Here is a 22,602-nt window from a genome sequence, read left to right as displayed (position 1 = left end):
CCCCCCTGATGGAAAACAAATCACATGCGTTCTGGGCCGGCCTGTTCACGATCGCGCTGACGCTCGCGATCGCGGGCACCGTGTTCTGGTTCAACGTCGACCGTACCGTGCGCGTGCCGTACGACCTGCTCGCGCGCACCAACGTGACGGGGTTGTTCCCGGACGCGGCCGTGCGTTTTCGCGGTCTCGATGTCGGCAAGGTGCAGTCGATCGGTTTCGATCGCACGCATCCGGGCCAGATCCGGATCCGGATTCTCGTCGACCACGACGCACCGATCACGCAGTCGACCTACGGCAGCCTCGGTTTCCAGGGCGTGACGGGCATCGCGTTCGTGCAGCTCGAGGATACGGGCCGCGATTTGTCGCCGCTGCCGTCGACGGCGAAGAAGATCGCGCAGATCCCGATGCGGCCGAGCCTGTTCGACCAGATCCAGGAGCGCGGCGACGTGCTGCTGCGGCAGCTCGAACTGGCCGCGAAGAGCGCGAACGAGCTGATGTCGCCCGAGATGCGCGAGCAGTTGCGCGCGACGGCCGAAAGCCTGCAGCACGCGGCCGATGGCGTGACGGTACTGTCGAAGGAGCTCGGCCCGGCCGTCACCGCGCTGCCGCAGACGATGCACGAGGTGAACCGCACGATGGCGTCGGCGAACACGCTGCTGCAGCCGAACGGGCCGCTCGTGTCGAACCTGAACAAGGCCGGCACGGCCGCCGAGCAGGTCGGCGTCGCGCTGAACGATCTCAACGCGCGCGTGCAGTACGACACGCTGCCGCGCTTCAATGCGCTGGCCGGCAGCGTCGGCGACGCGTCGCGGCAATTGAAGGACGTCGCCGGTGAACTCGGCCGCAACCCGCGCAGTCTGTTGTTCGGTTCGCCCGGCGCGTCGCCGGGGCCCGGCGAAGCGGGCTTCGTCTGGCCGGGTGCGACGGCCGGGAAGTGAAGCGGGCCGGAAACCCATCGATCGTCCGGCCGGACACGGCCAGGCAGTGACGTCCATCGAAACCGGAAACATCATGCAGGAATACGCCATGCCACGAATCCTTGACCGCGCGCTGCGTCTCGCCGCGACCGCGCTTGCGGTGCTGACGCTCGCGCTTGCGGCCGGCTGCGCCGGCAACAGCGCGGCGCTGTCGAATGTCCGCTACGACCTCGGGCCGGCCGCGTCGGTGGTGACGGCCGGTTCGGGCCCCGCGCTGAAGGTGCTCGACATCGCCGCGCCCGATGCGCTCGATTCGGACAAGTTCGCGTACCGCCTCGCGTACGCGGATGCGCAGCACGTGGCGGTCTATCGCGACAGCCGCTGGACCGCGCCGCCCGCGCAACTGCTCACGCAGCGGCTGCGCGGCGCGCTGTCGTCGCGCGGCGCGGTGCTCGAGGGATCCGACGGCGTGCGCGCGCCGACCCTCAAGGTCGACCTGAACGAATTCGAGCAGGTGTTCGACGGGCAGTCGCAGAGCCACGGCGCGGTCACCGCGCGCGCGACGCTGACGCTGGACGGCAAGGTGCTCGGCCAGCGCACGTTCGTCGCGCGCGCACCGTCGAGCACGCCCGACGCGGCCGGCGGCGCGCGTGCGCTCGCGGCGGCAAGCGACGAGCTCGTGTCGCAGATCGCCGCGTGGGTCGGCATGCAGGCGTACGCGGGCACGCCGTGACGCGCACCGTGCAGCCGCGATGAACGCGACCGGCACGCATCGCACATCGCCGCTCGCGCGGCAGGCCTTTGCCGCTTACGCTGCGCTCATCGTCTACGCGTCGCTGTATCCGTTCGAAGGCTGGGTGTCGCTCGGCATCGGGCCGTTCGACTACCTGTTCGCGCCGATGCAGCGCTATGTGACCGCGTTCGACGTGGTCACGAACGTGCTCGGTTATTTGCCGTTCGGCGCGCTTGGCGTGCTCGCGCTGCACCCGCGCTGGCGCGGGGTGCCTGCGACGCTGATCGCGGGCGCGCTCGGCGTGCTGCTGTCCGGCTCGATGGAGGCGCTGCAGACCTACCTGCCGACGCGCGTCGCGTCGAATCTCGATCTCGCGTCCAACGCGCTCGGCGCGCTGCTGGGCGCGGCGCTCGTCGCGCCGGCCACCGGGGCGCTGCTCGATCGCGGCGCGCTGCGCCGGCTGCGCTTCGCGTGGTTCGAGCCCGACGGCGCGACGCCGCTGCTGCTCGCCGGACTGTGGCCGTTCGCGATCCTGTTTCCGTCGCCGTTCCTGTTCGGCATCGGCGACTGGCCGGCCGCGCTGTGGGAGCGCGCCGACGCGTCGATGCAGGACACGCTGCTCGCGTGGCTGCCGGCCGCGTGGCGCGTGAGCGAATGGCCCGAGCGCGTCGACGGCTGGTTGTCCGACTCCGCGTGGGAGGCCGCGCTCGGCGGGCTGATGCTGTTCGCCGCGCTGGCGATCGCGTCGCTCGCGATGCGGCCGCGCGCGCCGCGCATCCGGCTGCTGATCGCGCTCGTCATCGCGACGCTCGTGCTGAAGGCGGCCGCGACGTTCATGCAGTCGGCCACCGGGCTCGTCGTCGTGTGGGCGACGCCCGGCGCGCGGCTCGGCATCGAGCTCGGTTTCGCGGCCGCGCTCGTCGCGCTGCGCGTGCCGGCGACCTGGCGTGCGACGCTCGCGGCGCTTGCGTTGCTGGCCGGCGTGGCGCTCGTCAACCTGCTGCCGGTCAATCCGTTCTTCGACTTCACGCTGTCGGGCTGGCGGCAGGGCCGCTACGTGCACTTCAACAGCATCGCGCGCTGGCTCGCCTGGATCTGGCCCTACGCGGCGCTGATCTGGCTCGGCCAGCGCGTCGAGCGCGCGTGGCTGCCGGCCGCGGTGCGGCGCTGACGCGGCGATCCGGGCAGGGCCGCCGCCGCGCTATCGCGGCGCGGGCAGCGGCGCGCGCCGGTCGCTATAATCGTCCGCAACATCATCCGTTGCATCGCGCAACGGCAATCGCTCCTCTTTTCGCACGGCATCGCGCCGGGCCGCTCGTCACCATCATGGATTCCTACTACCAGCACCACGTCTTCTTCTGCCTGAACCAGCGCGACCCGGGCGCCGAACGGCCGAGCTGCGCGCAATGCGATGCGCAGACCATGCAGGAATACGCGAAGAAGCGCGTGAAGGAACTCGGCCTCGCGGGGCCCGGCAAGGTTCGCATCAACAAGGCCGGCTGCCTCGACCGCTGCGAGGAAGGGCCCGTGATGGTCGTGTATCCGGAAGGCACGTGGTACACGTACGTCGATCAGGCCGACATCGACGAGATCGTCGAATCGCACCTGCGCGACGGCAAGGTCGTCGATCGCCTGAAGATCTGAGCGGGCCGGCCGAATGAACGTTCATACGCAGAAATCGCTGATCGCGGGCCCGGTCGGGCAGATCGAAATCGCGGTCGACCTGCCCGACGCCGTGCGCGAAGGCGGCGCCGCGCCGCGCGGCATCGCGCTCGTCGCGCATCCGCACCCGCTGTTCGGCGGCACGATGGACAACAAGGTCGCGCAGACCCTGGCACGCACGCTCGTGCAGCTCGACTACGTGGTCTACCGGTCGAACTTCCGCGGCGTCGGCGCGACCGAAGGCGTGCACGACAACGGCACCGGCGAGGCCGACGACCTGCTCGCGGTGCTCGCGCACATGCGCGCGCAGCCCGCGTATGCGGACCTGCCGCTCGTGCTCGCGGGATTCTCGTTCGGCACCTTCGTGCTGTCGCATGTTGCGAAGCGACTGCGCGACGCGGGCGAGTCGATCGAGCGGATGGTGTTCGTCGGCACGGCCGCGAGCCGCTGGCAGGTGGCCGACGTGCCGGAGAACACGCTCGTGATCCACGGCGAAACCGACGACACGGTGCCGATCGCATCGGTGTACGACTGGGCGCGGCCGCAGGAGCTGCCGGTCGTCGTGATCCCCGGCGCCGAGCATTTCCTCCATCGCAAGCTGCATGTGCTGAAGCGCATCATCGTCGACGCATGGCGCTAGCCGGCACGCGGGCGCCGGCGTAACGGCCGGCGGCTCGCGTCGCGTACCCGACATCCGGCACCCGCCGGATGCGCGATCCACCCGCGCGACATCGCGCCGCACCGCGCGGCGCAACCCGACTTGCACCCTACCTGCGCGCGCCTTTCGCGCCGCTTCGAGCGATTTCCCGCAGCGCGCCCGCGCTATCCTCCTGAAGCCTGTGTGCTGCCGTCCTGCGAGCGTGCGGTGTTCGGCGCCGATCGGCACGGGTGTACTGCGCCTTCGCGTCCATGGCGGCGTTGCAAATCCTCGCGATGCGGCTGCTTACCGCTGCGTCTCGCTGCGGTTTGCGCGTTGCCACGAGCACGAATCCTCGGGTACATCGGCACCGTCCGGCACGGGACACGACACCCGGTTCCCGAAAACGCCATTCGCGGCCACGTATAATGGCCGCATTTCGCGTCGCCCGCGGCCCGGCTGGGCCCATGCGGCGCTCGTTTCGCCGCCTGTCCGCCCGCTCGCGACGGTCGCGAACCGATCGCGTCCGCACGAGTCCAACCGGCGCGTTTCGCGTCGCCCGACGATGTCGGGCGAGTGCCCGAAACGCCCGCCGCCTTGCCGTTCAACCCTGCGCGTTTCGCACCGCACTTTCTGCCATCAGCCTGAATCGATCATGCGTCTGTCTCCCCAAGGCCTCAAGTCCCTCGCTTCCTCCATCGCCTTCGGCACCGCCGCGCGCAACGTCGCGCTCGGCGTGATGCTGCCTGTCGCGCTCGCGTCGACGATCGTCGTCGCCGAGGCGAAGCCGGCCGCCAAGGCCAAGGCCGCGCATGCGGCGCCGGCCGCCGCCGAGCAGTTCACCGGCGCGCCCGCGACCTACATGCCGGGCGCGGTGCCGCCGCCGGGCGTGAACGCGCGCTCGTGGGTGCTCGTCGATGCGACGAGCAACACGGTGCTCGCATCGGGCAATGCGGACGAGCGCGTCGAGCCCGCATCGCTGACGAAGCTGATGACGGCCTACCTCGTGTTCGAGGCGCTCGACAAGAAGAAGATCTCGATGGAGCAGATCGTCACGCCGAGCGCTGCGGTGCGCCGCGTCGGCACCGACGAGTCGCGCATGTTCATCGAGGCGGACAAGCCGGTGTCCGTGCACGACCTCGTGTACGGGATGATCATCCAGTCGGGCAACGACGCCGCGATCGCGCTGGCCGAACTCGTCGGCGGCAGCGAAGGGCAGTTCGTCACGCTGATGAACGACGAGGCGCAGCGCCTCGGCATGAAGGGCACGCACTTCGCCGACGTGAACGGCATGCCCGACCCGAACCACTACACGACGGCCGGCGACCTCGCGAAGCTGTCCGCGCACCTGATCCGCGATTTTCCGCAGTACTACAGCATCTTCTCGGAGAAGGAATTCAAGTACAACAACATCCGCCAGGGCAACCGCAACCGTCTGCTGTGGCTCGACCCGACGGTCGACGGCCTGAAGACGGGCCATACGCAGGCGGCCGGCTACTGCCTGATCGCGTCGGCGAAGCGCGCGATCCCGGGCGTCGACGGCCAGCGCCGCCTGGTGTCGGTGATGATGGGCGAGCAGAAGGAAGGCGAGCGCACGCAGGACAGCATGAAGATGCTGAACTACGGCTACAGCGCGTTCGATTCGGTGCGCCTGTTCAAGGGCGGCCAAGCGATCTCGACGCCGCGTATCTACAAGGGCAAGGACAACACCGTGCAGGTCGGCGTGAAGGTCGACCAGTGGGCGACCGTGCCGCGCGGCCTCGGCGACAAGGTCAAGACGGAAGTCGACGTCAACGCGCCGCTGATCGCACCGCTCGCGGCAGGCCAGCAGGTCGGCACCGTGAAGATCGTCGCCGACGGCAAGACGCTGTCCGAATTCCCGGTCGTCGCGCTGCAGGCCGTGCCGGAAGCGGGTATCTTCGGGCGTATCTGGGACTCGATCCTGCTGATGTTCAGCAAGAAGAAGTAAGCACGACGGGCCTTTGTTTTCACGACTTCATCCCCATCTGTCATAGCCATGAGCCAAGCCGAATTCGAACCGATCGTCTACCTCAGCGTCTCGTCGCGGGAGGAGCTGGTGCCGCTGTCCGAAGCCCGTGTCCCGGTGCTCGACCGCGGGTTCATCTTCGGCGATGGCGTGTATGAAGTCGTCCCCGTTTATGCGCACGATGGCGCGCACGTGCCGTTCCGGATCGAGCAGCATCTGGAGCGGCTCGCGCGCAGCCTGAAGAAGATCGGCATCGAGAATCCGCACGACGCGGCCGGCTGGCGCGCGCTGATCGAGCGCGTCGTCGCGGCGAATGCCGAAGGCCTCGGCGACGGCAATGCGCTCGTCTACCTGCAGGTGACGCGCGGCGTCGCGAAGCGCGGCCATGCGTTCCCGGCGAACGTGGTGCCGACGGTGTTCGCGATGACGAGCCCGCTGCGCCTGCCGTCGGAAGAGGAGCGCGCGAACGGCGTGCGCTGCGTGACGGCCGAGGATCGCCGCTGGCTGCATTGCGACATCAAGTCGATCTCGCTGCTCGGCAACGTGCTGATGGCGCAGCATGCGGCGGAACGCGATGCGTTCGAGACGCTGCAACTGCGCGACGGCTACCTGACCGAAGGCTCGTCGTCGAACGTGTGGATCGTGAAGAACGGCGAGCTGCTCGCGCCGCCGCGCAGCAACAAGATCCTCGAGGGGATCCGTTACGCGCTGGTCGAGCAACTTGCCGACGAATGCGGCATTCCGTTCGTCGCGCGCGAGATCAGCGAAACGGAGTTGCGCGCGGCCGACGAAATCATGATCACGTCGGCCACGAAGGAAGTGCTGCCCGTCACGTCGCTCGACGATCTGCCCGTGCAGGGCGGCAAGCCGGGCCCCGTGTTCGCGGCACTGTATGACGCATACCAGCGTGCGAAGGCACGCGAGTTTGAACAGTTTGACCTAACCCGGAGAAAATGATGAGCGAACCGACCAAAACCGTCGAGGTCACCGGCGCGATCGAGACCCGGAAGGAGTCGCTGCTGGAGTTCCCGTGCGATTTCCCGATCAAGATCATGGGCAAGGCGCACCCCGAGTTCAAGGACACGATCTTCAAGGTCGTCGCCGTTCACGACAACGAAATCGATGTCGAGAAGATCGAGGAGCGCGCGTCGAGCGGCGGCAATTACACGGGCCTCACGATCACCGTGCGCGCGACGAGCCAGGAACAACTCGACAACATCTACCGCGCACTGACCGGCCATCCGATGGTCAAGGTCGTACTCTAAGCGCCTCCTTCCTGCGCGTACTCGGCGGGGGTCTTCCCCGCCGCGCGCCGCGCGTCCAGCTCGTCGCACAGCCGTTTGTATTCGGCGACTTCGTCGAGCAGCCAGGTCCTGAACGCCTGCACGCGCGGCGTGTTCAGCAGCGGCGGCGGACACACGAAAAAATAGTGCCACGGGCTCGGCCCGTCGATGTCGAACAGGCGCACGATGCGCCCGTCCAGCAGGTCGTGCACCGCGAGCGAGCGGCGCACGAGCGCGATGCCCTGGCCGTCGATCGCGGCCAGCAGCAGGTTCGACGAATCCTGGTACAGAATCCCCCGCTTCGGCTCGGTCAGCGTATCGAGCCCCGCCGCGTCGAACCACGGCCGCCACAGCTCGTCGTCCGAGCGCAGCAGGTTGTAGTGCACGAGATCGGCGGGCGTCTGCGGCAGCTTGCCGCCGTTCAGCGTCGGTGCGCACGCCGGAAAGAACACCTCCTCGAACAGCGGCTCGACATGCAGCCCCGGATAGCTGCCGAAGCCGAAGCGGATCGCGAGATCGACGTCGTCGCGCGCGAAATCGGTGAGCGAGTTGGTCGACTGCAGCTCGACGTCGATTTCCGGATGGCGCTCGATGAACGTGCCGATGCGCGGCGTGATGAAGCGCGCGGCAAACGACGACAGCATCGACACCACGAGCCGCCGGTCGCGGTCGCTCGCGCGCACGTCGCGCGTCGCGTCGGCGATCACCATCAGCGCGGTGCGGATCTGCTGCGCGTAGCGCATGCCGGCGCCGGTCAGGCACAGCCGCTTGCCGTTGCGCGTGAAAAGCTGCACGCCGAGCTCCTCCTCGAGCGCGCGCACCTGGTGGCTGACCGCGCCGTGCGTGACGTACAGCTCGTCGGCGGCGCGCGAGAAATTCTCGTGACGGGCGGCGGCTTCGAACGCGCGAATCGCGTTCAGCGCAGGCAGCTGGCGGAGGTCCATTTGCTAATTTTCCTCACATCTACGTGAAAATTGGTCGTTTGGTCGGACGCCTTGAAGTGACTACGATTGTAGCCATCGAAGCACTTTTTGGCGGAGTCGATCATGCAAGAAATTTCCTCAAGCATCACGTTCGAAATCCCCGTGGGCGAAACCGTGCCGATGAAGGTGCAACGCAGCACGCGGCTGATCGTCCAGAGCGGGCCGGTCTGGGCCACGCGCAGCAACGACGTCGACGACTACTTCCTGGTCGACGGCGAGACGCTGAAGCTGCGTCGCGGCGAGCGGCTGTGGCTCAGCGCGGAAGGCCAGGAGGGCGCGTGCGTCGCGTTCTCGGTGTCGCGGCCGACCAGGGAGGTCGCGCTCAGCGGGCTGGCACGGCTGCGCGAACGCGTCTCCGCGCTGCTCCACGACGGATGGCGTACTGTCTGACGATCATTTCCTCCGACGGATACTGACAATCCGTCCCTTTCCAAGGCCGGCGAGACCCATGGGTTTTCGGTAAACTACCGCCCATGTCCGTTTCGCCGGTTTCCATCGTGTCCACGCCTGTCGCCGTTTCCGCATCGCCCGCCGAATCGCCGGTTCAGCCGGTCACCGTGCGCTGGCGGGGCGTCGAGACCTACGAAACGAGCTTCGACGCAATGCGCGCGTTCACCGACACGCGCACGGCCGACACCGGCGACGAGATCTGGCTGGTCGAGCATCCGCCGGTCTACACGCTCGGCCAGGCGGGCGACCCGGCCCACCTGCTGGTGGCCGACAGCGGCGTGCCGCTCGTGAAGGTCGACCGCGGCGGGCAAATCACTTATCACGGCCCCGGCCAGATCGTCGCCTACCTGCTGCTGGACCTGCGCCGGCGCAAGCTGATGGTGCGCACGCTGGTCACGAAGATCGAGGAGGCCGTGATCGAAACCCTCGCGGCGTATAATCTCGCTTCGGTCCGCAAGGCGGGCGCGCCCGGGATCTACGTGGCGTCCGGCGTGCACGAAGGCGCGAAAATCGCGGCCCTCGGCCTGAAGATCCGCAACGGCTGCAGCTATCACGGGCTGAGCCTGAACGTGAAGATGGATCTGCGCCCGTTTCTTGCGATCAACCCGTGCGGCTATGCCGGACTGGAAACTGTCGACATGGCGAGCCTCGAGGTTGCCGCCGACTGGAACGACGTCGCCCACACGCTGGTGCGCCGTCTGATCGCCAACCTCGACGGCGCATCCGCGGCCGCCGACAAGCCGCAGGCACTGGAACAATCGAATGACTGACGTTACCGCTTCTCCCGCACCGGCCGATTCGGCCGCGACCCCTGCCTACGATCCGACCGCCAAGCAGAAGGCGCAGGCGAAGACGGCGCGCATCCCGATCAAGGTCATTCCGATCGAGAAGCTGAAGAAGCCCGAGTGGATCCGCGTGAAGGCGGCCACCGGCAGCTCGCGTTTCAACGAGATCAAGACGATCCTGCGCGAGCACAACCTGCACACCGTGTGCGAGGAAGCGAGCTGCCCGAACATCGGCGAATGCTTCGGCAAGGGCACTGCGACGTTCATGATCATGGGCGACAAGTGCACGCGCCGCTGCCCGTTCTGCGACGTCGGCCACGGCCGCCCCGATCCGCTCGACACCGACGAGCCGAAGAACCTCGCGCGCACGATCGCCGCGCTGAAGCTCAAGTACGTGGTGATCACGAGCGTCGACCGCGACGACTTGCGCGACGGCGGCGCCGCCCACTTCGTCGAATGCATCCGCGAAACGCGCGCGCAGTCGCCGGACACGCGCATCGAGATCCTGACGCCGGACTTCCGTGGCCGTCTCGATCGCGCGATCTCGATCCTGAACGCCGCGCCGCCCGACGTGATGAACCACAACCTCGAAACGGTGCCGCGCCTGTACAAGGAAGCGCGCCCGGGTTCGGACTACGCGCACTCGCTGAAGCTGCTGAAGGATTTCAAGGCGCTGCATCCGCACGTCGCGACGAAGTCGGGCCTGATGGTCGGCCTCGGCGAGACGGAAGAGGAAATCCTGCAGGTGATGCGCGACCTGCGCGCGCACGACGTCGACATGCTGACGATCGGCCAGTACCTGCAGCCGTCCGAGCACCACCTGCCGGTGCGTGCGTACGTGCATCCGGATACGTTCAAGATGTACGAGGAAGAGGCGTACAAGATGGGCTTCACGCACGCGGCCGTCGGCGCGATGGTGCGTTCGAGCTATCACGCCGATCTGCAGGCGCATGGGGCCGGGGTGGTCTGAGCGCCGCGTTAGCGTCACTGCAGCCTTCACGCAGTCGAACAAGCCCGCAGCGATGCGGGCTTTTTTGTTGGTGCGGCCGCCGTCCGTGCCCCCGCACGACATTCGCCATCCGACCGGACGCGCGATCCAATCGAGCGTGGAAAGCAAAGCTCGAACGGCATCGATAGCTTCGCAGGATAAGTTCGCTCCCGCCGCGCGCAAAGCTCCTATAGTCGGCTCTCCCGCAGCAATGCCCGCATTCCGAAGGAGAGCCGCATGTCCCGTTTCAGCTTCATCCGCCGCGCCGTCGTCGCGCTGACCGCCCTGGCCGCGTTCGGCGCGGCGCACGCCGAATCGCGCGAAGTCGTGATCGCGTACCAGGACATGGTCGTGCCGTGGCGCTATGCGCAGGCGAGCGGTGAAGTCGAAAAGGCGACCGGCTACAAAGTCACGTTCCGCAAGCTCGACAGCGGCGCCGACGTGATCCGCGCGCTCGCGTCGGGCTCCGTGCAGCTCGGCGAAGCCGGGTCGAGCCCGATCGCGGCCGGCCTGTCGCAGGGGCTCGACATCTCGCTGTTCTGGGTGCTCGACAACATCAACGATGCCGAGGCGCTCGTCGCGCGCAACGGCTCGGGCGTCGCGAACATCGCGGCGCTGAAGGGCAGGAAGATCGGCGTGCCGTTCGTGTCGACGTCGCATTTCCATACGCTCGTCGCGCTGCAGGCCGCGGGCGTCAATCCGAACGACGTGAAGATCGTCAACCTGCGTCCGCCCGAAGTCGCGGCCGCCTGGGCGCGCGGCGACATCGACGCGACCTATATCTGGGATCCCGTGCTGGCGAAGGTCAAGCAATCGGGCACCGTGCTGACGACGTCGGGCCAGGTTGCGAAAGAAAGTGGCAAGGCAACCTTCGACGGTTTCGTCGTGAGCCGCAAGTTCGCGCGCGAGAACCCCGAGTTCGTCACGCGCTTCGTGAAGGTGCTCGCGGCCGCCGATGCCGACTACCGCGCGCATGCGGCTGCGTGGAAAGCCGGGTCGCCGCAGGTCGCGGCGGTGGCGAAGGTGTCCGGCGCGAACGTGCAGGACGTGCCGGCCAGTCTCGCGCTCTACGCATTCCCGACGCCGGCCGAGCAGGCGTCGCCGACGTGGCTCGGCGGCGGTGCGCAATCGGGCGCCGCGAAGTCGCTCGCGGCCACCGCCACGTTCCTCAAATCGCAGGGCACGATCCAGACGGTGCTGGCCGACTATTCGGCCGGCGTCGATCCGCAATTCGTGCAGAAGGCCGCGCGCTGAGCGCGGTGATTTATTGCGGAGCCCTCGATCATGAGCACGCTGGAAGTCCGTCAGGTATCGGTTGCCTATCCGGGCGAGCGCGGACGGCCGACGACGCAGGCGCTCGCGCGCGTCGACCTGCGCATCGATGCCGGTGAGTTCGTCGTCGCGCTCGGCGCGTCCGGGTGCGGAAAGACGACGCTGCTGAACTGCATGGCCGGCTTCGTCGCGCCGACGACCGGCGACGTGCGCGTCGACGGCGTGCCGGTCACGGGCCCCGGTGCCGATCGCGGCGTCGTGTTCCAGAAATACGCGCTGTTGCCGTGGCTCGACGTGCTCGACAACGTCGCGCTCGGGCTGCGTTTCGCAAGCGTGTCGAAGGCCGAGCGCTACGCGCGGGCGCGCGAGATGCTCGCGCTGGTCGGGCTCGACAAGCATGCGCATGCGCGCGTGTACGAACTGTCGGGCGGGATGCAGCAGCGGGTCGGCATCGCGCGCGCACTCGCGAGCGACCCGCGGGTGCTGCTGATGGACGAGCCGATGGGCGCGCTCGACGCGATGACGCGCGGCACGATGCAGGCGCTCGTGCTCGACGTGTGGGCGCGCACCGGCAAGACGGTGTTCTTCATCACGCACGACGTCGAGGAGGCGCTGTTCCTCGCGACGCGTCTCGTCGTGATGACGCCGGGCCCGGGCCGGATCGCCGAGACTTTCGAGTTGCCGTTTGCGCGCCGCTACGTCGAAACGCGCGATGCGCGCGCGGTGAAGTCTTCCTCGGAATTCATCGCGTGGCGAGAGCGGCTGATCGCCTACCTGCATCGCGACGAAGCCGTCGGGGAAGCCGCATGACGAGCGAGCTCGCGCGGCAGGGCGTGGCCGTCGGGCGCGGCCGGAACAGCACTTTGCACAGGCAGGACAGCATGAGCACGCAGGATACGTGGACGGCCGATCCTACGGCCGCTGGTTTCGAGCAGGACGAACACACGACGTGGCGTCCCGCGGCGGCGCGCCGCTACCGCTTGCCGGGGCAGGGCAAGACCGCAGGGCTGAGCGCGGCGACGGTTGCGGCGCTGGCCGTGCTGTGGTGGGTCGCGACGCACCGGCAGTGGCTGCCGCCGCTGTTCCTGCCCGCGCCGGAAGCCGTGTGGACGGCCTTCGTCGACGCGTGGCACGGCCGCATCCAGGGCGGCCTGCCGCTGTCCGAGCATCTGCTGTGGAGCGCCGCGCGCGTGTTCGGCGCGTTCCTGATCGCGACCGCGATCGGCGTGCCGGCCGGCATCCTGATGGGCGTGAGCCGCGTCGCGCGCGGCGTGCTCGATCCGTTGCTGGAGTTCTACCGGCCGCTGCCGCCGCTCGCATACCTGCCGCTCGTCGTGATCTGGTTCGGCATCGACGAAACGGCGAAGCTCGTCGTGATCTTCCTCGCGTGCTTCGCGCCGATCGCGATGGCTGCGCGCGCCGGCGTGCGCGCGGCCACGGTCGAGCAGATCAACGCCGCGTATTCGCTCGGCGGCAGCTTCGCGCAGATCGTGCGCCACGTGGTGCTGCCGGCCGCGCTGCCGGAGATCCTCACGGGGCTGCGGATCGCGATCGGCTTCGGCTGGACGACGCTGGTCGCGGCCGAGATGGTCGCCGCGACGGCCGGGCTCGGGCAGATGGTGCTGAACGCATCGAGCTTCCTGCGTACGGACATCGTCGTGATGGGGATCCTGATCATCGGCGCGATCGCGTGGCTGTTCGACCTCGCGATGCGGTGGGTCGAGCGGCGGGTGGTGCCGTGGAAGGGGAGGGGTTGACGCGACGCGGGCAACGCAGGCGACTCGGGCGACGCACACGCGCCGCCCCGGCCTTCCGCACTCAATCCCCCATCGCGATCCCTTCACGTCGCGGGTCCGCGCCGCCGAACCACACCGTCTGCCCCTGCACGTTCAGCCGCTGGATTCCCTGCAGCCCCGAGTTCATCTCGACGACCTGCACGTCGTGCCCGCGGCCCTTCAGCCCGTCGGCGAGCGCGTCCGACACGCGGCCGCGCTCGAGCTGCGTCGGCCCGTTCATCGACCCGAAGTTCGGCAGCGCGATCGCCTGCTGCATCGTCATCCCCCAGTCGAGCACGCCGACCAGCGTCTTCGCGACGTGATTGATGATCGCGGGGCCGCCGGCCGAGCCGACGATCATCGTCACCTGCTTCGTCTTCTTGTCGAACACGAGTTCCGGCGACATCGCCGAGCGCGGCCGCTTGCCGGGCTGCACGCGGTTTGCGACCGGCCGGCCGTTGTCGTTCGACACGAACGAGAAATCGGTGAGCTGGTTGTTCAGCATGAAGCCGCGCACCATCAGCCGCGAGCCGAACGCATCCTCGATGCTGGTCGTCATCGACAGCGCCTGGCCGTAGCGGTCGACGATCGCGATGTCGGACGTCGACGGCAATTCGGGGCTGCGGTCGTCGGCCATCGCGAGCGTCGCGCCCTGCGGCGTGCCGGCTTGCGCGATGCCCATGCTGCTGTCGCCGATCAGGCGCGCGCGCTGCGCGAGATAGGTCTTGTCGGTGAGGCTCGCCCAGTTGCCGCCCGGCAGCGACACGAACTCGGGATCGGCGACATAGCGTGCGCGGTCCGCATACGCGAGGCGCCCGGCTTCGCTGAACAGGTGCGCGGCGAACGGCGTCGGCTCGTAGCCGACGTCGTTGCGCACCGGCTTCTGCGCGCCGATCTGCTGCCAGTCGGGCATCGCCTCGAGGATGCCGAGAATCTGCGCGATCGCGAGGCCGCCCGACGACGGCGGCGGCATCCCGCAGACGACCGAGCGCCGGTAGTCGGCGCACAGCGGCGCGCGCACCTTCGCCTTGTAGTGCGCGAGATCCTGCAGCGACAGCAGGCCCGGATTGGTCGGGTGCTTGCGCACCTTGGTGACGATGTCGCGCGCGATCGCGCCGGAGTAGAACGCGTTCGCGCCGCGGTCGGCGACCTGGCGCAGCACGGTCGCGAGCGCGGGGTTCTTCAGCACCGTGCCGGCCGCCTTCGGCGTGCCGTCCGGGTTGTAGAAATACGCGCGCGCGGCCGGGTCGTTCTTCAGGTACTGGTCGTTTGCGATCAGCGTCGCGAGCCGCGGGCCGATCGTGAAGCCGTGCTCGGCGAGCCGGATCGCGGGCTGGAACAGCCGGCGCCACGGCAGCTTGCCGTGTGCGCGGTGCGCGGCGTCGAGCATGCGCAGCACGCCCGGGGTGCCGACCGAGCGCCCGCCGACGACGCCTTCGTAGAAGCCCATCGGCTGGCCGGTCGGCCCGTTGAACAGCCGGTCGGTCGCGGCGGCGGGCGCGGTTTCGCGGCCGTCGTATGCCTGCGTCGCCTTGCCGTCGAAGTACAGCATGAACGCGCCGCCGCCGATTCCCGACGATTGCGGTTCGACGAGCGCGAGCACCATCTGCGTCGCGATCGCGGCGTCGATCGCGGTGCCGCCGGCCTTCAGCATCTCGTAGCCGGCCTGCGTCGCCAGCGGGTTCGCGGCCGCGATCATGCTGTGCTGCGACGTCCAGCCCGGCTTGTCGACCCAGCCGGACGACAGCTCGGGCGCATGGAAGCCGGGCAGCGGGACGGCGGCGCCCGAAGCGGGAGCAACCGGAACGACGGCGCCCGACGGTGCGGACGGGGACGTGCAGCCGGCGTTGAACGCGACGAGCGCGATGGCGGCGAGCAGCGTCCAGGGACGCGAATGCGGACGAATCCGGTCGAACATTGAACCCTCGGCAGCAGTGAATTCGAATGAAGCGATGGTGCGGGCGCAACGGGGCTGCGCGCCCCGGCGCGCTATTGTCGCCGCGCGCCCGGCGGATTGTCACCCGACAGGAAACCCTGACGCATCCCGCCGGGCCCGCCCCGGCCGGTCTTCCCGGCCTGTTCGAGGATGAACTCTATGAACGTCGACGTCGCGCGCGTGTGGTGCCGGTTCGGCATGTAGAGCATGTACATGTGCGTGCCGAAGATGCTGAGCCGGTACGCGTCGAGCGACGTGACGACGGCGCCGCGCCGCATGTCGTCCTGCATCACGTAGTCGGGCACGATGCCGACGCCGATCCCGGCGAGGATCGCCTGGCGCAGGAACAGGAAGTTCTCCGAAATCAGCGTGGGTTCGAGCAGCACCTCGTGGCGCTCGTCGCCGAGATACGCGGCGATCCTGAGCTGGCGGCCCATCACCGTCGCGGTGACGACCGGCGCGGCGGCCAGCGCGCCGAGGCTTGCCGGCATCCCGTGCGCGGCCGCGAATGCGGCCGACGCGCACGCGACGTAGCGCACCGCGCCCATGTCGCGCGCGACGAGGTTCTGCGGCGGCTCGGGCATCACGCGCACCGCGATGTCGATCTCGTCGCGCATCAGGTCTTCCACGCGATTCTCGAACACGACGTCGAGCACGATGCCCGGGTGCAGCCGCTTGAACGCGAGCAGCCATTCGGACATCACCATTTGCCCATAGCCGCTCGGCACCGACAGCCGCACGCGGCCCTGCAGGTCCTGGCCGAGCGTCGTCACCGATTCCTCCGCGGCGAGCAGCTCGTTGCGGATGCGCCGGCCGTGCTCGTACAGCTTCAGCCCGATCTCCGTCGGCTCGATGCGCCGCGTCGTGCGCCGCACGAGCTGCTGGCCGATCGAGCGCTCGAGCTGGTTCAGCCGGTAGCTGACGTTCGCGCGGCTCATCTTGAGCCGCTGCGCGGCCTTGCTGAGATTGCCGGCGTCGAGGATCTCGACGAGCAGCGTCAGCGCGTTCAGGTCCATGCGTGTGCTCCTGATCCGGCCCGTTTAACGGTCGGAAAGCATTCAATGTCAAGTCAGACTTGACAGCTTGTAAAGGCGTGCGGGAATTGTCAATGAATCTCGATCAATCGAGAATCGGTGCATGTCTGGCGTCGAGCCGGATCTTCTTGCGGATCGCTTGCGATCGTTGCGGCCTGCCGGACGAACAGGGCCGCAAAGCGTGGGGCCGCAGTCAGCGCTGAAGAGCAGGAGACTTCATGAATTCACCCATCACACCCCAAGCAGGCACGGTCACGCGCGAGCGGCGCGACAAGGTGCTCGTCGTCACGATCGACCACCCGCCCGTCAACGCGCTGTCCGCCAACGTGCGGCGCGGCCTGGCCGATGCGCTCGACGCCGCGCAGGCCGACGACGCGATCCGCGCGGTGCTGATCGTGGGCGCCGGCCGCAACTTCATCGCGGGCGCCGACATCCGCGAATTCGGCAAGCCGCCGGTGCCGCCGTCGCTGCCCGACGTGTGCGAGCGGATCGAGTCGAGCGCGAAGCCGGTCGTGGTCGCGCTGCACGGCGCGACGCTCGGCGGCGGGCTCGAAGTCGCACTCGCCGCTCATTACCGGCTCGCGGTGCCCGGCGCGAAGCTCGGGCTGCCCGAAGTGACGCTCGGCCTGCTGCCCGGTGCGGGCGGCACGCAGCGCGCGCCGCGCCTGATCGGTGCGAAGGCCGCGCTCGACCTGATGCTGACGGGCCGCCACGCGAGTGCGGACGAAGCGCTCGCGCTCGGCCTCGTCGACCGCGTCGCGCACAGCGACGACACGCTCGCCGAAGGCCTCGCGTATGCGCAGGAACTCGTGTCGCTCGGCGCGCCGGTGCGCCGCACGCGCGATGCGCGGGGGCTCGCCGATCGCGCGGCTGCGCAGGCCGCGATCGACGCGGCGCGCGCGGACCTGCCGAAGAAATCGCGCGGGCTGTTCTCGCCGGCGAAGATCGTCGAAGCGGTCGAGGCCGCGCTCACGCAGTCGTTCGACGCGGGGATGAAGCTCGAGCGCAGCCTGTTCCTGCAGTGCATCGACAGCCCGCAGCGCGCGGGCCTCGTGCATGCGTTCTTCGCGGAGCGCGAAGCGGCGAAAGCGCCCGAGGCGCGCCGCGCGAGCGCACGGCCGGTCGAGCGGATCGGCGTGGTCGGCGGCGGCACGATGGGCGCGGGCATCGCGGTCGCGGCGCTCGACGCCGGGCTGCCGGTGACGATGATCGAACGCGACGAAGCGTCGCTTGCACGCGGCCGCGCGCACGTCGAGAAGGTGTACGACGGCCTCGTCGCGAAAGGGCGGATGACGCCGGCCGCGCACGCGGCGCGGCTCGCGCGCTTCAAGGGCAGCACGTCGTACGACGCGCTCGCGCAGGCCGACGTCGTGATCGAGGCCGTGTTCGAGGACATGGCCGTGAAGCAGGCCGTGTTCGCCGAGCTCGCGCGCGTCTGCAAGCCGGGCGCGGTGCTGGCGACCAACACGTCGTATCTCGACATCGACGAACTGGCCGCGAGCATCGACCGGCCTGCCGACGTGATCGGCCTGCATTTCTTCTCGCCGGCCAACGTGATGAAGCTGCTCGAGATCGTCGTGCCGGCGCGCGTGAGCGCGGATGTCGTCGCGACCGCGTTCGCGCTGGCCAAGCAGTTGAAGAAGACGCCGGTGCGCGCGGGCGTATGCGACGGCTTCATCGGCAACCGGATCCTCGCCGTCTATCGCACGGCCGCCGACTACCTGATGGAAGACGGCGCGTCGCCGTACCAGATCGATCGTGCAGTGCGCGCATTCGGCTTCCCGATGGGGCCGTTCCAGGTCGTCGATCTCGCCGGCGGCGACATCGGCTGGGCGACCCGCAAGCGCCGCGCGGCGACGCGCGATCCGCGCGCGCGCTACGTGGAGATTTCCGACCGGCTGTGCGAGCGCGGCTGGTTCGGGCAGAAGACGTCGCGCGGCTACTACCTGTATCCGGACGGCGCGCGCGTCGGCACGCCGGACCCGGAAGTCGAAGCGACCGTCGCGGAAGAACGCGCGAAGAAGGGCGTCACGCCGCGCACGTTCACCGACGACGAGATCCTGCGCCGCTATATGGCCGCGATGATCAACGAAGGCGCGAACGTCGTGCACCAGAAGATCGCGCTGCGCCCGCTCGACGTCGACGCGGTGTTCCTGTACGGCTACGGCTTCCCGCGCTATCGCGGCGGCCCGATGCACTACGCGGACACCATCGGCCTCGCGAACGTGCTCGCCGATATCCGCGCATTCGCGAAGGAAGACCCGCTGTTCTGGAAGCCGTCGCCGCTGCTCGTCGATCTCGTCGCGCGCGGCGCGGATTTCGCGAGCCTGAACCGCATCGACTGAACGCCAACCGCATTCGCAACGGACCGAAGATGGACCTCGATTTCACTCCCGAAGAGGAAGCCTTCCGCACGGAAGTGCAGCGCTTCCTGCAAGCCGAACTGCCCGAGCGCATCGCGCGCCAGGTGAAGGGCGGCCTGCACCTCACGCGCGACGACATGCGCGAATGGCACGCGATCCTCAACGCGCGCGGCTGGCTCGCGAGCCACTGGCCGCGCGAATACGGCGGCCCCGGCTGGAGCGTCGCGCAGAAGTTCCTGTTCGACAACGAATGCGCGCTCGCCGGTGCGCCGCGCATCGTGCCGTTCGGCGTGAACATGCTCGGCCCCGTGCTGATCAAGTACGGCAGCGAAGCGCAAAAGCGCCACTGGCTGCCGCGCATCCTCGACGGCACCGACTGGTGGTGCCAGGGCTACTCGGAGCCAGGCGCCGGTTCCGATCTGGCGGCGGTGAAGACGAGCGCGGTGCGCGGGTTCGACGCGCAGGGCGAGCACTACATCGTGAACGGCCAGAAGACGTGGACCACGCTCGGCCACTACGCGAACATGATCTTCTGCCTCGTGCGTACCGCGACCGACGTGCGCAAGCAGGAGGGCATCAGCTTCCTGCTGATCGACATGAACACGCCGGGCGTCGACGTGCGCCCGATCATCACGCTCGACGGCGAGCACGAGGTGAACGAGGTGTTCTTCACCGACGTGCGCGTGCCGGCGGAAAACCTCGTCGGCGAAGAGAACCGCGGCTGGACCTACGCGAAATACCTGCTCACGTACGAGCGCACCAACATCGCCGGGATCGGCTTCTCGACGGCCGCGCTCGACCGGTTGCGCGCGGTCGCCGCGAAGGTGACGAAGAACGGCAGGCCGCTCGCGGACGATCCGTTCTTCGCAGCACGCGTCGCGCGTGTCGAGATCGAGCTCGAGAACATGCGCACGACCAACCTGCGCGTGCTGGCCGCGGTCGCGGGCGGCGGCGCGCCGGGCGCGGAAAGCTCGATGCTGAAGATCCGCGGCACGCAGATCCGCCAGGAGATCACGTCGCTGATGCGGCGCGCGATGGGGCCGTACGCGCTGCCGTTCGTCGACGCAGCGCTCGATGCCGATTACGCCGGCGAACCGGTCGGCCCGGACGACGCCGCGAGCGCCGCGCAGCAGTACTTCAACAACCGCAAGCTGTCGATCTTCGGCGGCTCGAACGAGATCCAGAAGAACATCATCGCGAAGATGATGCTCGGGCTGTAACGAGGGACGCGACGATGGATTTCCAGCACACAGAAGACCGCCGGATGCTGGCGGACACGTTGAACCGCTTCATCGCCGAACAGTACGCGTTCCCGGTGCGCGATCGCATCGCGCAGTCGGCCGAAGGCTTCGATCGCGCGATGTGGCAGCGCTTTGCCGAGCTCGGCACGGTCGGCGCGCTGTTTGCCGAAGCCGACGGCGGTTTCGGCGGTGCGGGCTTCGATATCGCCGTGGTGTTCGAATGCCTCGGGCGCGGGCTCGTCGTCGAGCCGTTCCTCGGCGCGTTGCTGGCCGGCCGCGCGCTGTCGCTGGCTGGCGGCGACACACATCGCGACAAGCTCGCGGCACTGATCGACGGCAGCGCGAGCGCCGCGTTCGCGCACGACGAGCCGGGCTCGCACTACGAACTGACGACCGTGCGCACGCGCGCCGAACGCTCGGGCGACGGCTGGGTGCTGACGGGCGCGAAGGGTGTCGTCGACCAGGCCGCGCAGGCGGCGTTCTTCGTCGTCAGCGCGCGCACGTCCGGCCACGACGACGATGTGGCCGGCATCGGCCTGTTCGTCGTGCCGGCCGATGCGCCGGGCGTGTCGTTGCGCGACTACAGGAAAATCGACGGCGGCCGTGCGGCCGAGGTGCGCTTCGATCGCGTCGCGCTGCCGGCCGATGCCGCGCTCGGCGTGCCGGGCGGCGATCACGACGGTGAAGCAGGCGCTGCGCTGCTCGAACGCGTGCTCGGCTACGGGCTGCTCGCGCTGTCGGCGGAAGCGCTCGGCGCGATGGACGTTGCGAAGGAGTACACGCTCGAATACCTGCGCACGCGCAAGCAGTTCGGTATCCCGATCGGCAGCTTCCAGGCGCTGCAGCACCGGATGGCCGACCTGCTGCTCGAAGTCGAGCAGGCGCGCTCGGCCGTGATCAACGCGGCCGCGCAGCTCGATGCGCCGCGCGCGGTGCGCGAGCGCGCGCTTGCGGCGGCGAAGGTCAGCATCGGCCGGATCGGCACGCTCGTCGCCGAAGAGAGCATCCAGTTGCACGGCGGGATCGGGATGACGTGGGAGCTGCCGCTGTCGCATTACGCGAAGCGCCTCGTGATGATCGATCACCAGCTCGGCGACGAGGATCACCATCTCGCGCGCTACATCGCGCTGTCGAAACAGTAAAAGCGGACACAGCGAATGGAGGAGACAAGGATGACGAACGAAGCGCGCGCATTGCCGCTGGCCGGCGTGAAGGTGCTCGATTTCTCGCGCGTGCTCGCGGGCCCGTGGTGTGCGATGGTGCTCGCCGATTTCGGTGCGGAAGTGATCAAGGTCGAGCATCCGTCGCGCGGCGACGACACGCGCGACTGGGGGCTGCGGATCGGCGATACCGAGACGACCTATTTCAACAGCGTGAATCGCAGCAAGCGTTCGATCTGCCTGGACCTGCAGACCGAAGCAGGGCAGCGCGTCGCGCGCGAACTGGCCGCGCAGGCCGACGTGCTGGTCCACAACTTCAAGTTCGGCGGCGCGGAAAAGCTCGGCCTCGGCTACGACGCGCTGGCCGAACTGAATCCGCGCCTCGTGCACTGCGCGATCTCCGGCTACGACCGTTCGGGCGCCGAGGCCGCGCGGCCCGGCTACGACCTCGTCGTGCAGGGCGAGGCCGGGCTGATGGCGCTGAACGGCGAGGCCGGCCAGCCGCCGCTGAAGTTCGGCGTCGCGGCGGTCGACCTGTTCACCGGCATGTATTCGGCGCAGGCGATCCTCGCCGCGCTGTACGAGCGCCATGCGACCGGGCGCGGGCGACGCATCGAGATGGCGCTGTTCGACTGCGGGCTGATGATCACCGCGTACTACGGGCTCGACGCGCTGCTGATGGGCGAGGACCCGCCGCGCTACGGCAACGCGCATCCGTCGATCGTGCCGTATGGCGTGTTCGACGCGGCCGACGGCCCGCTCGTGATCACCGTCGGCAACAACACGCAGTTCGCGCGCTTTTGCGACGCGATCGAGCGGCCCGACCTCGCGGCCGACGCGCGCTACAAGACCAACCTTGGCCGCTCTGAAAACCGTGCCGAGTTGCTGCCCGAGCTGCGCCGCGAACTCGCGCGCCGGTCGCGCGCGACGCTGCTTGCGGCGCTCGCCGATGCGGGCATTCCGTGCGGCGAAGTGCTCGGGCTGCACGAAGCGCTGAGGTCCGAGCGCGCGACCCGCGCGGGGCTCGTCACGCGGCAGCCGCATCCGGTCGCGGGTGGCGTCGACGTGCTCGCGCCGCCGTATCGCTTCGACGGCGCACGGCTGCCGGTGCGCGGCGCGCCGCCGGTGCTCGGTGCGGATACGGACGCGGTGCTCGGCGGCTGGCTCGGGATGTCGGCCGACGAGGTCGCGCGGCTGCGTGCGGATCGCATCGTGTAACGCGTTTTTTCCGCCGCGGCGCGGGCGGATCGGTTGACGCGCCGGCCATCTACAAGACAATCCTCGCGAAACGACGAGGCGCCCTGCGGGGATTGGAGGAGGCGTTGAAGCGCTGACTCCAGTCGACCGCGAAGCATGGGACCGGAGTAAGCGCTAAAGCGCTAACCCTGGTCGACAC

General features: G+C 68.8%; 21 protein-coding genes. 18 read left to right on the top strand and 3 right to left on the bottom strand.

Annotated elements, in window-relative coordinates; translation table 11 throughout:
• The first annotated feature begins 8 nt into the window (after positions 1-8).
• From LXM88_RS20620 to LXM88_RS20585, 8 genes are all read left to right on the top strand, one after another.
• Positions 9-938: an MlaD family protein gene (locus tag LXM88_RS20620; RefSeq protein WP_262537053.1), complete on the top strand. Its 930-nt coding sequence runs from the start codon at positions 9-11 to the stop codon at positions 936-938.
• Positions 939-1,026: 88 nt separating this feature from the next.
• Complete coding sequence (locus tag LXM88_RS20615; protein ID WP_262537051.1) at positions 1,027-1,650, top strand: ABC-type transport auxiliary lipoprotein family protein; 624 nt, start codon at positions 1,027-1,029, stop codon at positions 1,648-1,650.
• A gap of 19 nt (positions 1,651-1,669) precedes the next feature.
• Positions 1,670-2,821, top strand: a complete 1,152-nt coding sequence (locus tag LXM88_RS20610) for a VanZ family protein (protein WP_262537048.1) — start codon at positions 1,670-1,672, stop codon at positions 2,819-2,821.
• Between the two features lie 155 nt (positions 2,822-2,976).
• Entirely contained in the window at positions 2,977-3,294 is a 318-nt protein-coding gene (locus LXM88_RS20605; RefSeq protein ID WP_006485233.1) for a (2Fe-2S) ferredoxin domain-containing protein, read from the top strand.
• Positions 3,295-3,307: 13 nt separating this feature from the next.
• Positions 3,308-3,952 (top strand): alpha/beta hydrolase, encoded by a 645-nt coding sequence (locus LXM88_RS20600; RefSeq protein WP_047899129.1) that lies wholly within the window; start codon positions 3,308-3,310, stop codon positions 3,950-3,952.
• 652 nt (positions 3,953-4,604) lie between these two features.
• Positions 4,605-5,918: a D-alanyl-D-alanine carboxypeptidase family protein gene (locus LXM88_RS20595; protein ID WP_262537034.1), complete on the top strand. Its 1,314-nt coding sequence runs from the start codon at positions 4,605-4,607 to the stop codon at positions 5,916-5,918.
• 48 nt (positions 5,919-5,966) lie between these two features.
• Entirely contained in the window at positions 5,967-6,893 is a 927-nt protein-coding gene (locus LXM88_RS20590) for a D-amino acid aminotransferase (RefSeq protein ID WP_262537032.1), read from the top strand.
• Entirely contained in the window at positions 6,893-7,201 is a 309-nt protein-coding gene (locus LXM88_RS20585; protein ID WP_011546305.1) for an HP0495 family protein, read from the top strand. Before LXM88_RS20590 ends, LXM88_RS20585 begins: the two co-directional genes overlap by 1 nt.
• Here the strand turns inward: LXM88_RS20585 and LXM88_RS20580 are convergent.
• Positions 7,198-8,163, bottom strand: a complete 966-nt coding sequence (locus LXM88_RS20580; RefSeq protein WP_262537014.1) for a transcriptional regulator GcvA — start codon at positions 8,161-8,163, stop codon at positions 7,198-7,200. The genes LXM88_RS20585 and LXM88_RS20580 overlap by 4 nt on opposite strands.
• Before the next feature lie 102 nt (positions 8,164-8,265).
• Between LXM88_RS20580 and LXM88_RS20575 the strand changes: the two genes are divergently transcribed.
• The 6 genes from LXM88_RS20575 to LXM88_RS20550 all read left to right on the top strand — a co-directional run bounded on the left by LXM88_RS20575 (position 8,266) and on the right by LXM88_RS20550 (position 13,454).
• Positions 8,266-8,592, top strand: a complete 327-nt coding sequence (locus LXM88_RS20575) for a DUF2917 domain-containing protein (protein ID WP_262537013.1) — start codon at positions 8,266-8,268, stop codon at positions 8,590-8,592.
• 83 nt (positions 8,593-8,675) lie between these two features.
• Entirely contained in the window at positions 8,676-9,422 is a 747-nt protein-coding gene (gene lipB, locus LXM88_RS20570; protein ID WP_262537011.1) for a lipoyl(octanoyl) transferase LipB, read from the top strand.
• Positions 9,415-10,407, top strand: a complete 993-nt coding sequence (lipA, locus tag LXM88_RS20565; protein ID WP_047899124.1) for a lipoyl synthase — start codon at positions 9,415-9,417, stop codon at positions 10,405-10,407. Before lipB ends, lipA begins: the two co-directional genes overlap by 8 nt.
• Positions 10,408-10,662: 255 nt before the next feature.
• On the top strand, positions 10,663-11,679 hold the full coding sequence (tauA, locus tag LXM88_RS20560; protein WP_262537006.1) for a taurine ABC transporter substrate-binding protein: 1,017 nt from the start codon (positions 10,663-10,665) through the stop codon (positions 11,677-11,679).
• A 30-nt stretch (positions 11,680-11,709) separates the two neighbouring features.
• Positions 11,710-12,507, top strand: coding sequence for a taurine ABC transporter ATP-binding protein (locus tag LXM88_RS20555; RefSeq protein ID WP_262537003.1), 798 nt, complete (start codon positions 11,710-11,712; stop codon positions 12,505-12,507).
• Positions 12,504-13,454: an ABC transporter permease subunit gene (locus tag LXM88_RS20550; protein ID WP_262537002.1), complete on the top strand. Its 951-nt coding sequence runs from the start codon at positions 12,504-12,506 to the stop codon at positions 13,452-13,454. The genes LXM88_RS20555 and LXM88_RS20550 overlap by 4 nt, the downstream gene beginning before the upstream one ends.
• Positions 13,455-13,515: 61 nt before the next feature.
• On the opposite strand, the gene ggt is transcribed toward LXM88_RS20550, so the two are convergent.
• The gene (gene ggt / locus LXM88_RS20545; RefSeq protein WP_262537000.1) at positions 13,516-15,390 is read right to left on the bottom strand and encodes a gamma-glutamyltransferase; all 1,875 of its coding nucleotides are present in this window, start codon (positions 15,388-15,390) and stop codon (positions 13,516-13,518) included.
• A gap of 71 nt (positions 15,391-15,461) precedes the next feature.
• On the bottom strand, positions 15,462-16,424 hold the full coding sequence (locus LXM88_RS20540; protein ID WP_262536998.1) for a LysR family transcriptional regulator: 963 nt from the start codon (positions 16,422-16,424) through the stop codon (positions 15,462-15,464).
• Between the two features lie 236 nt (positions 16,425-16,660).
• On the opposite strand from LXM88_RS20540, the gene LXM88_RS20535 reads away from it, so the two are divergent.
• Genes LXM88_RS20535 through LXM88_RS20520 form a run of 4 tightly spaced genes read left to right on the top strand, consistent with a single transcriptional unit; the run spans position 16,661 to position 22,424 of the window.
• Positions 16,661-18,787 (top strand): 3-hydroxyacyl-CoA dehydrogenase NAD-binding domain-containing protein, encoded by a 2,127-nt coding sequence (locus tag LXM88_RS20535; RefSeq protein WP_262536996.1) that lies wholly within the window; start codon positions 16,661-16,663, stop codon positions 18,785-18,787.
• A 29-nt stretch (positions 18,788-18,816) separates the two neighbouring features.
• Positions 18,817-20,025 (top strand): acyl-CoA dehydrogenase family protein, encoded by a 1,209-nt coding sequence (locus LXM88_RS20530; protein WP_262536994.1) that lies wholly within the window; start codon positions 18,817-18,819, stop codon positions 20,023-20,025.
• 14 nt (positions 20,026-20,039) lie between these two features.
• Positions 20,040-21,188: an acyl-CoA dehydrogenase family protein gene (locus LXM88_RS20525; RefSeq protein WP_262536991.1), complete on the top strand. Its 1,149-nt coding sequence runs from the start codon at positions 20,040-20,042 to the stop codon at positions 21,186-21,188.
• A gap of 30 nt (positions 21,189-21,218) precedes the next feature.
• Entirely contained in the window at positions 21,219-22,424 is a 1,206-nt protein-coding gene (locus tag LXM88_RS20520) for a CaiB/BaiF CoA transferase family protein (protein WP_262536988.1), read from the top strand.
• Positions 22,425-22,602 lie beyond the last annotated feature (178 nt).

It is taken from the genome of Burkholderia sp. S-53 (genome assembly GCF_025560745.1).
Taxonomy (GTDB): domain Bacteria; phylum Pseudomonadota; class Gammaproteobacteria; order Burkholderiales; family Burkholderiaceae; genus Burkholderia; species Burkholderia pyrrocinia.
This window is presented reverse-complemented; position numbering and strand designations above follow the sequence as displayed.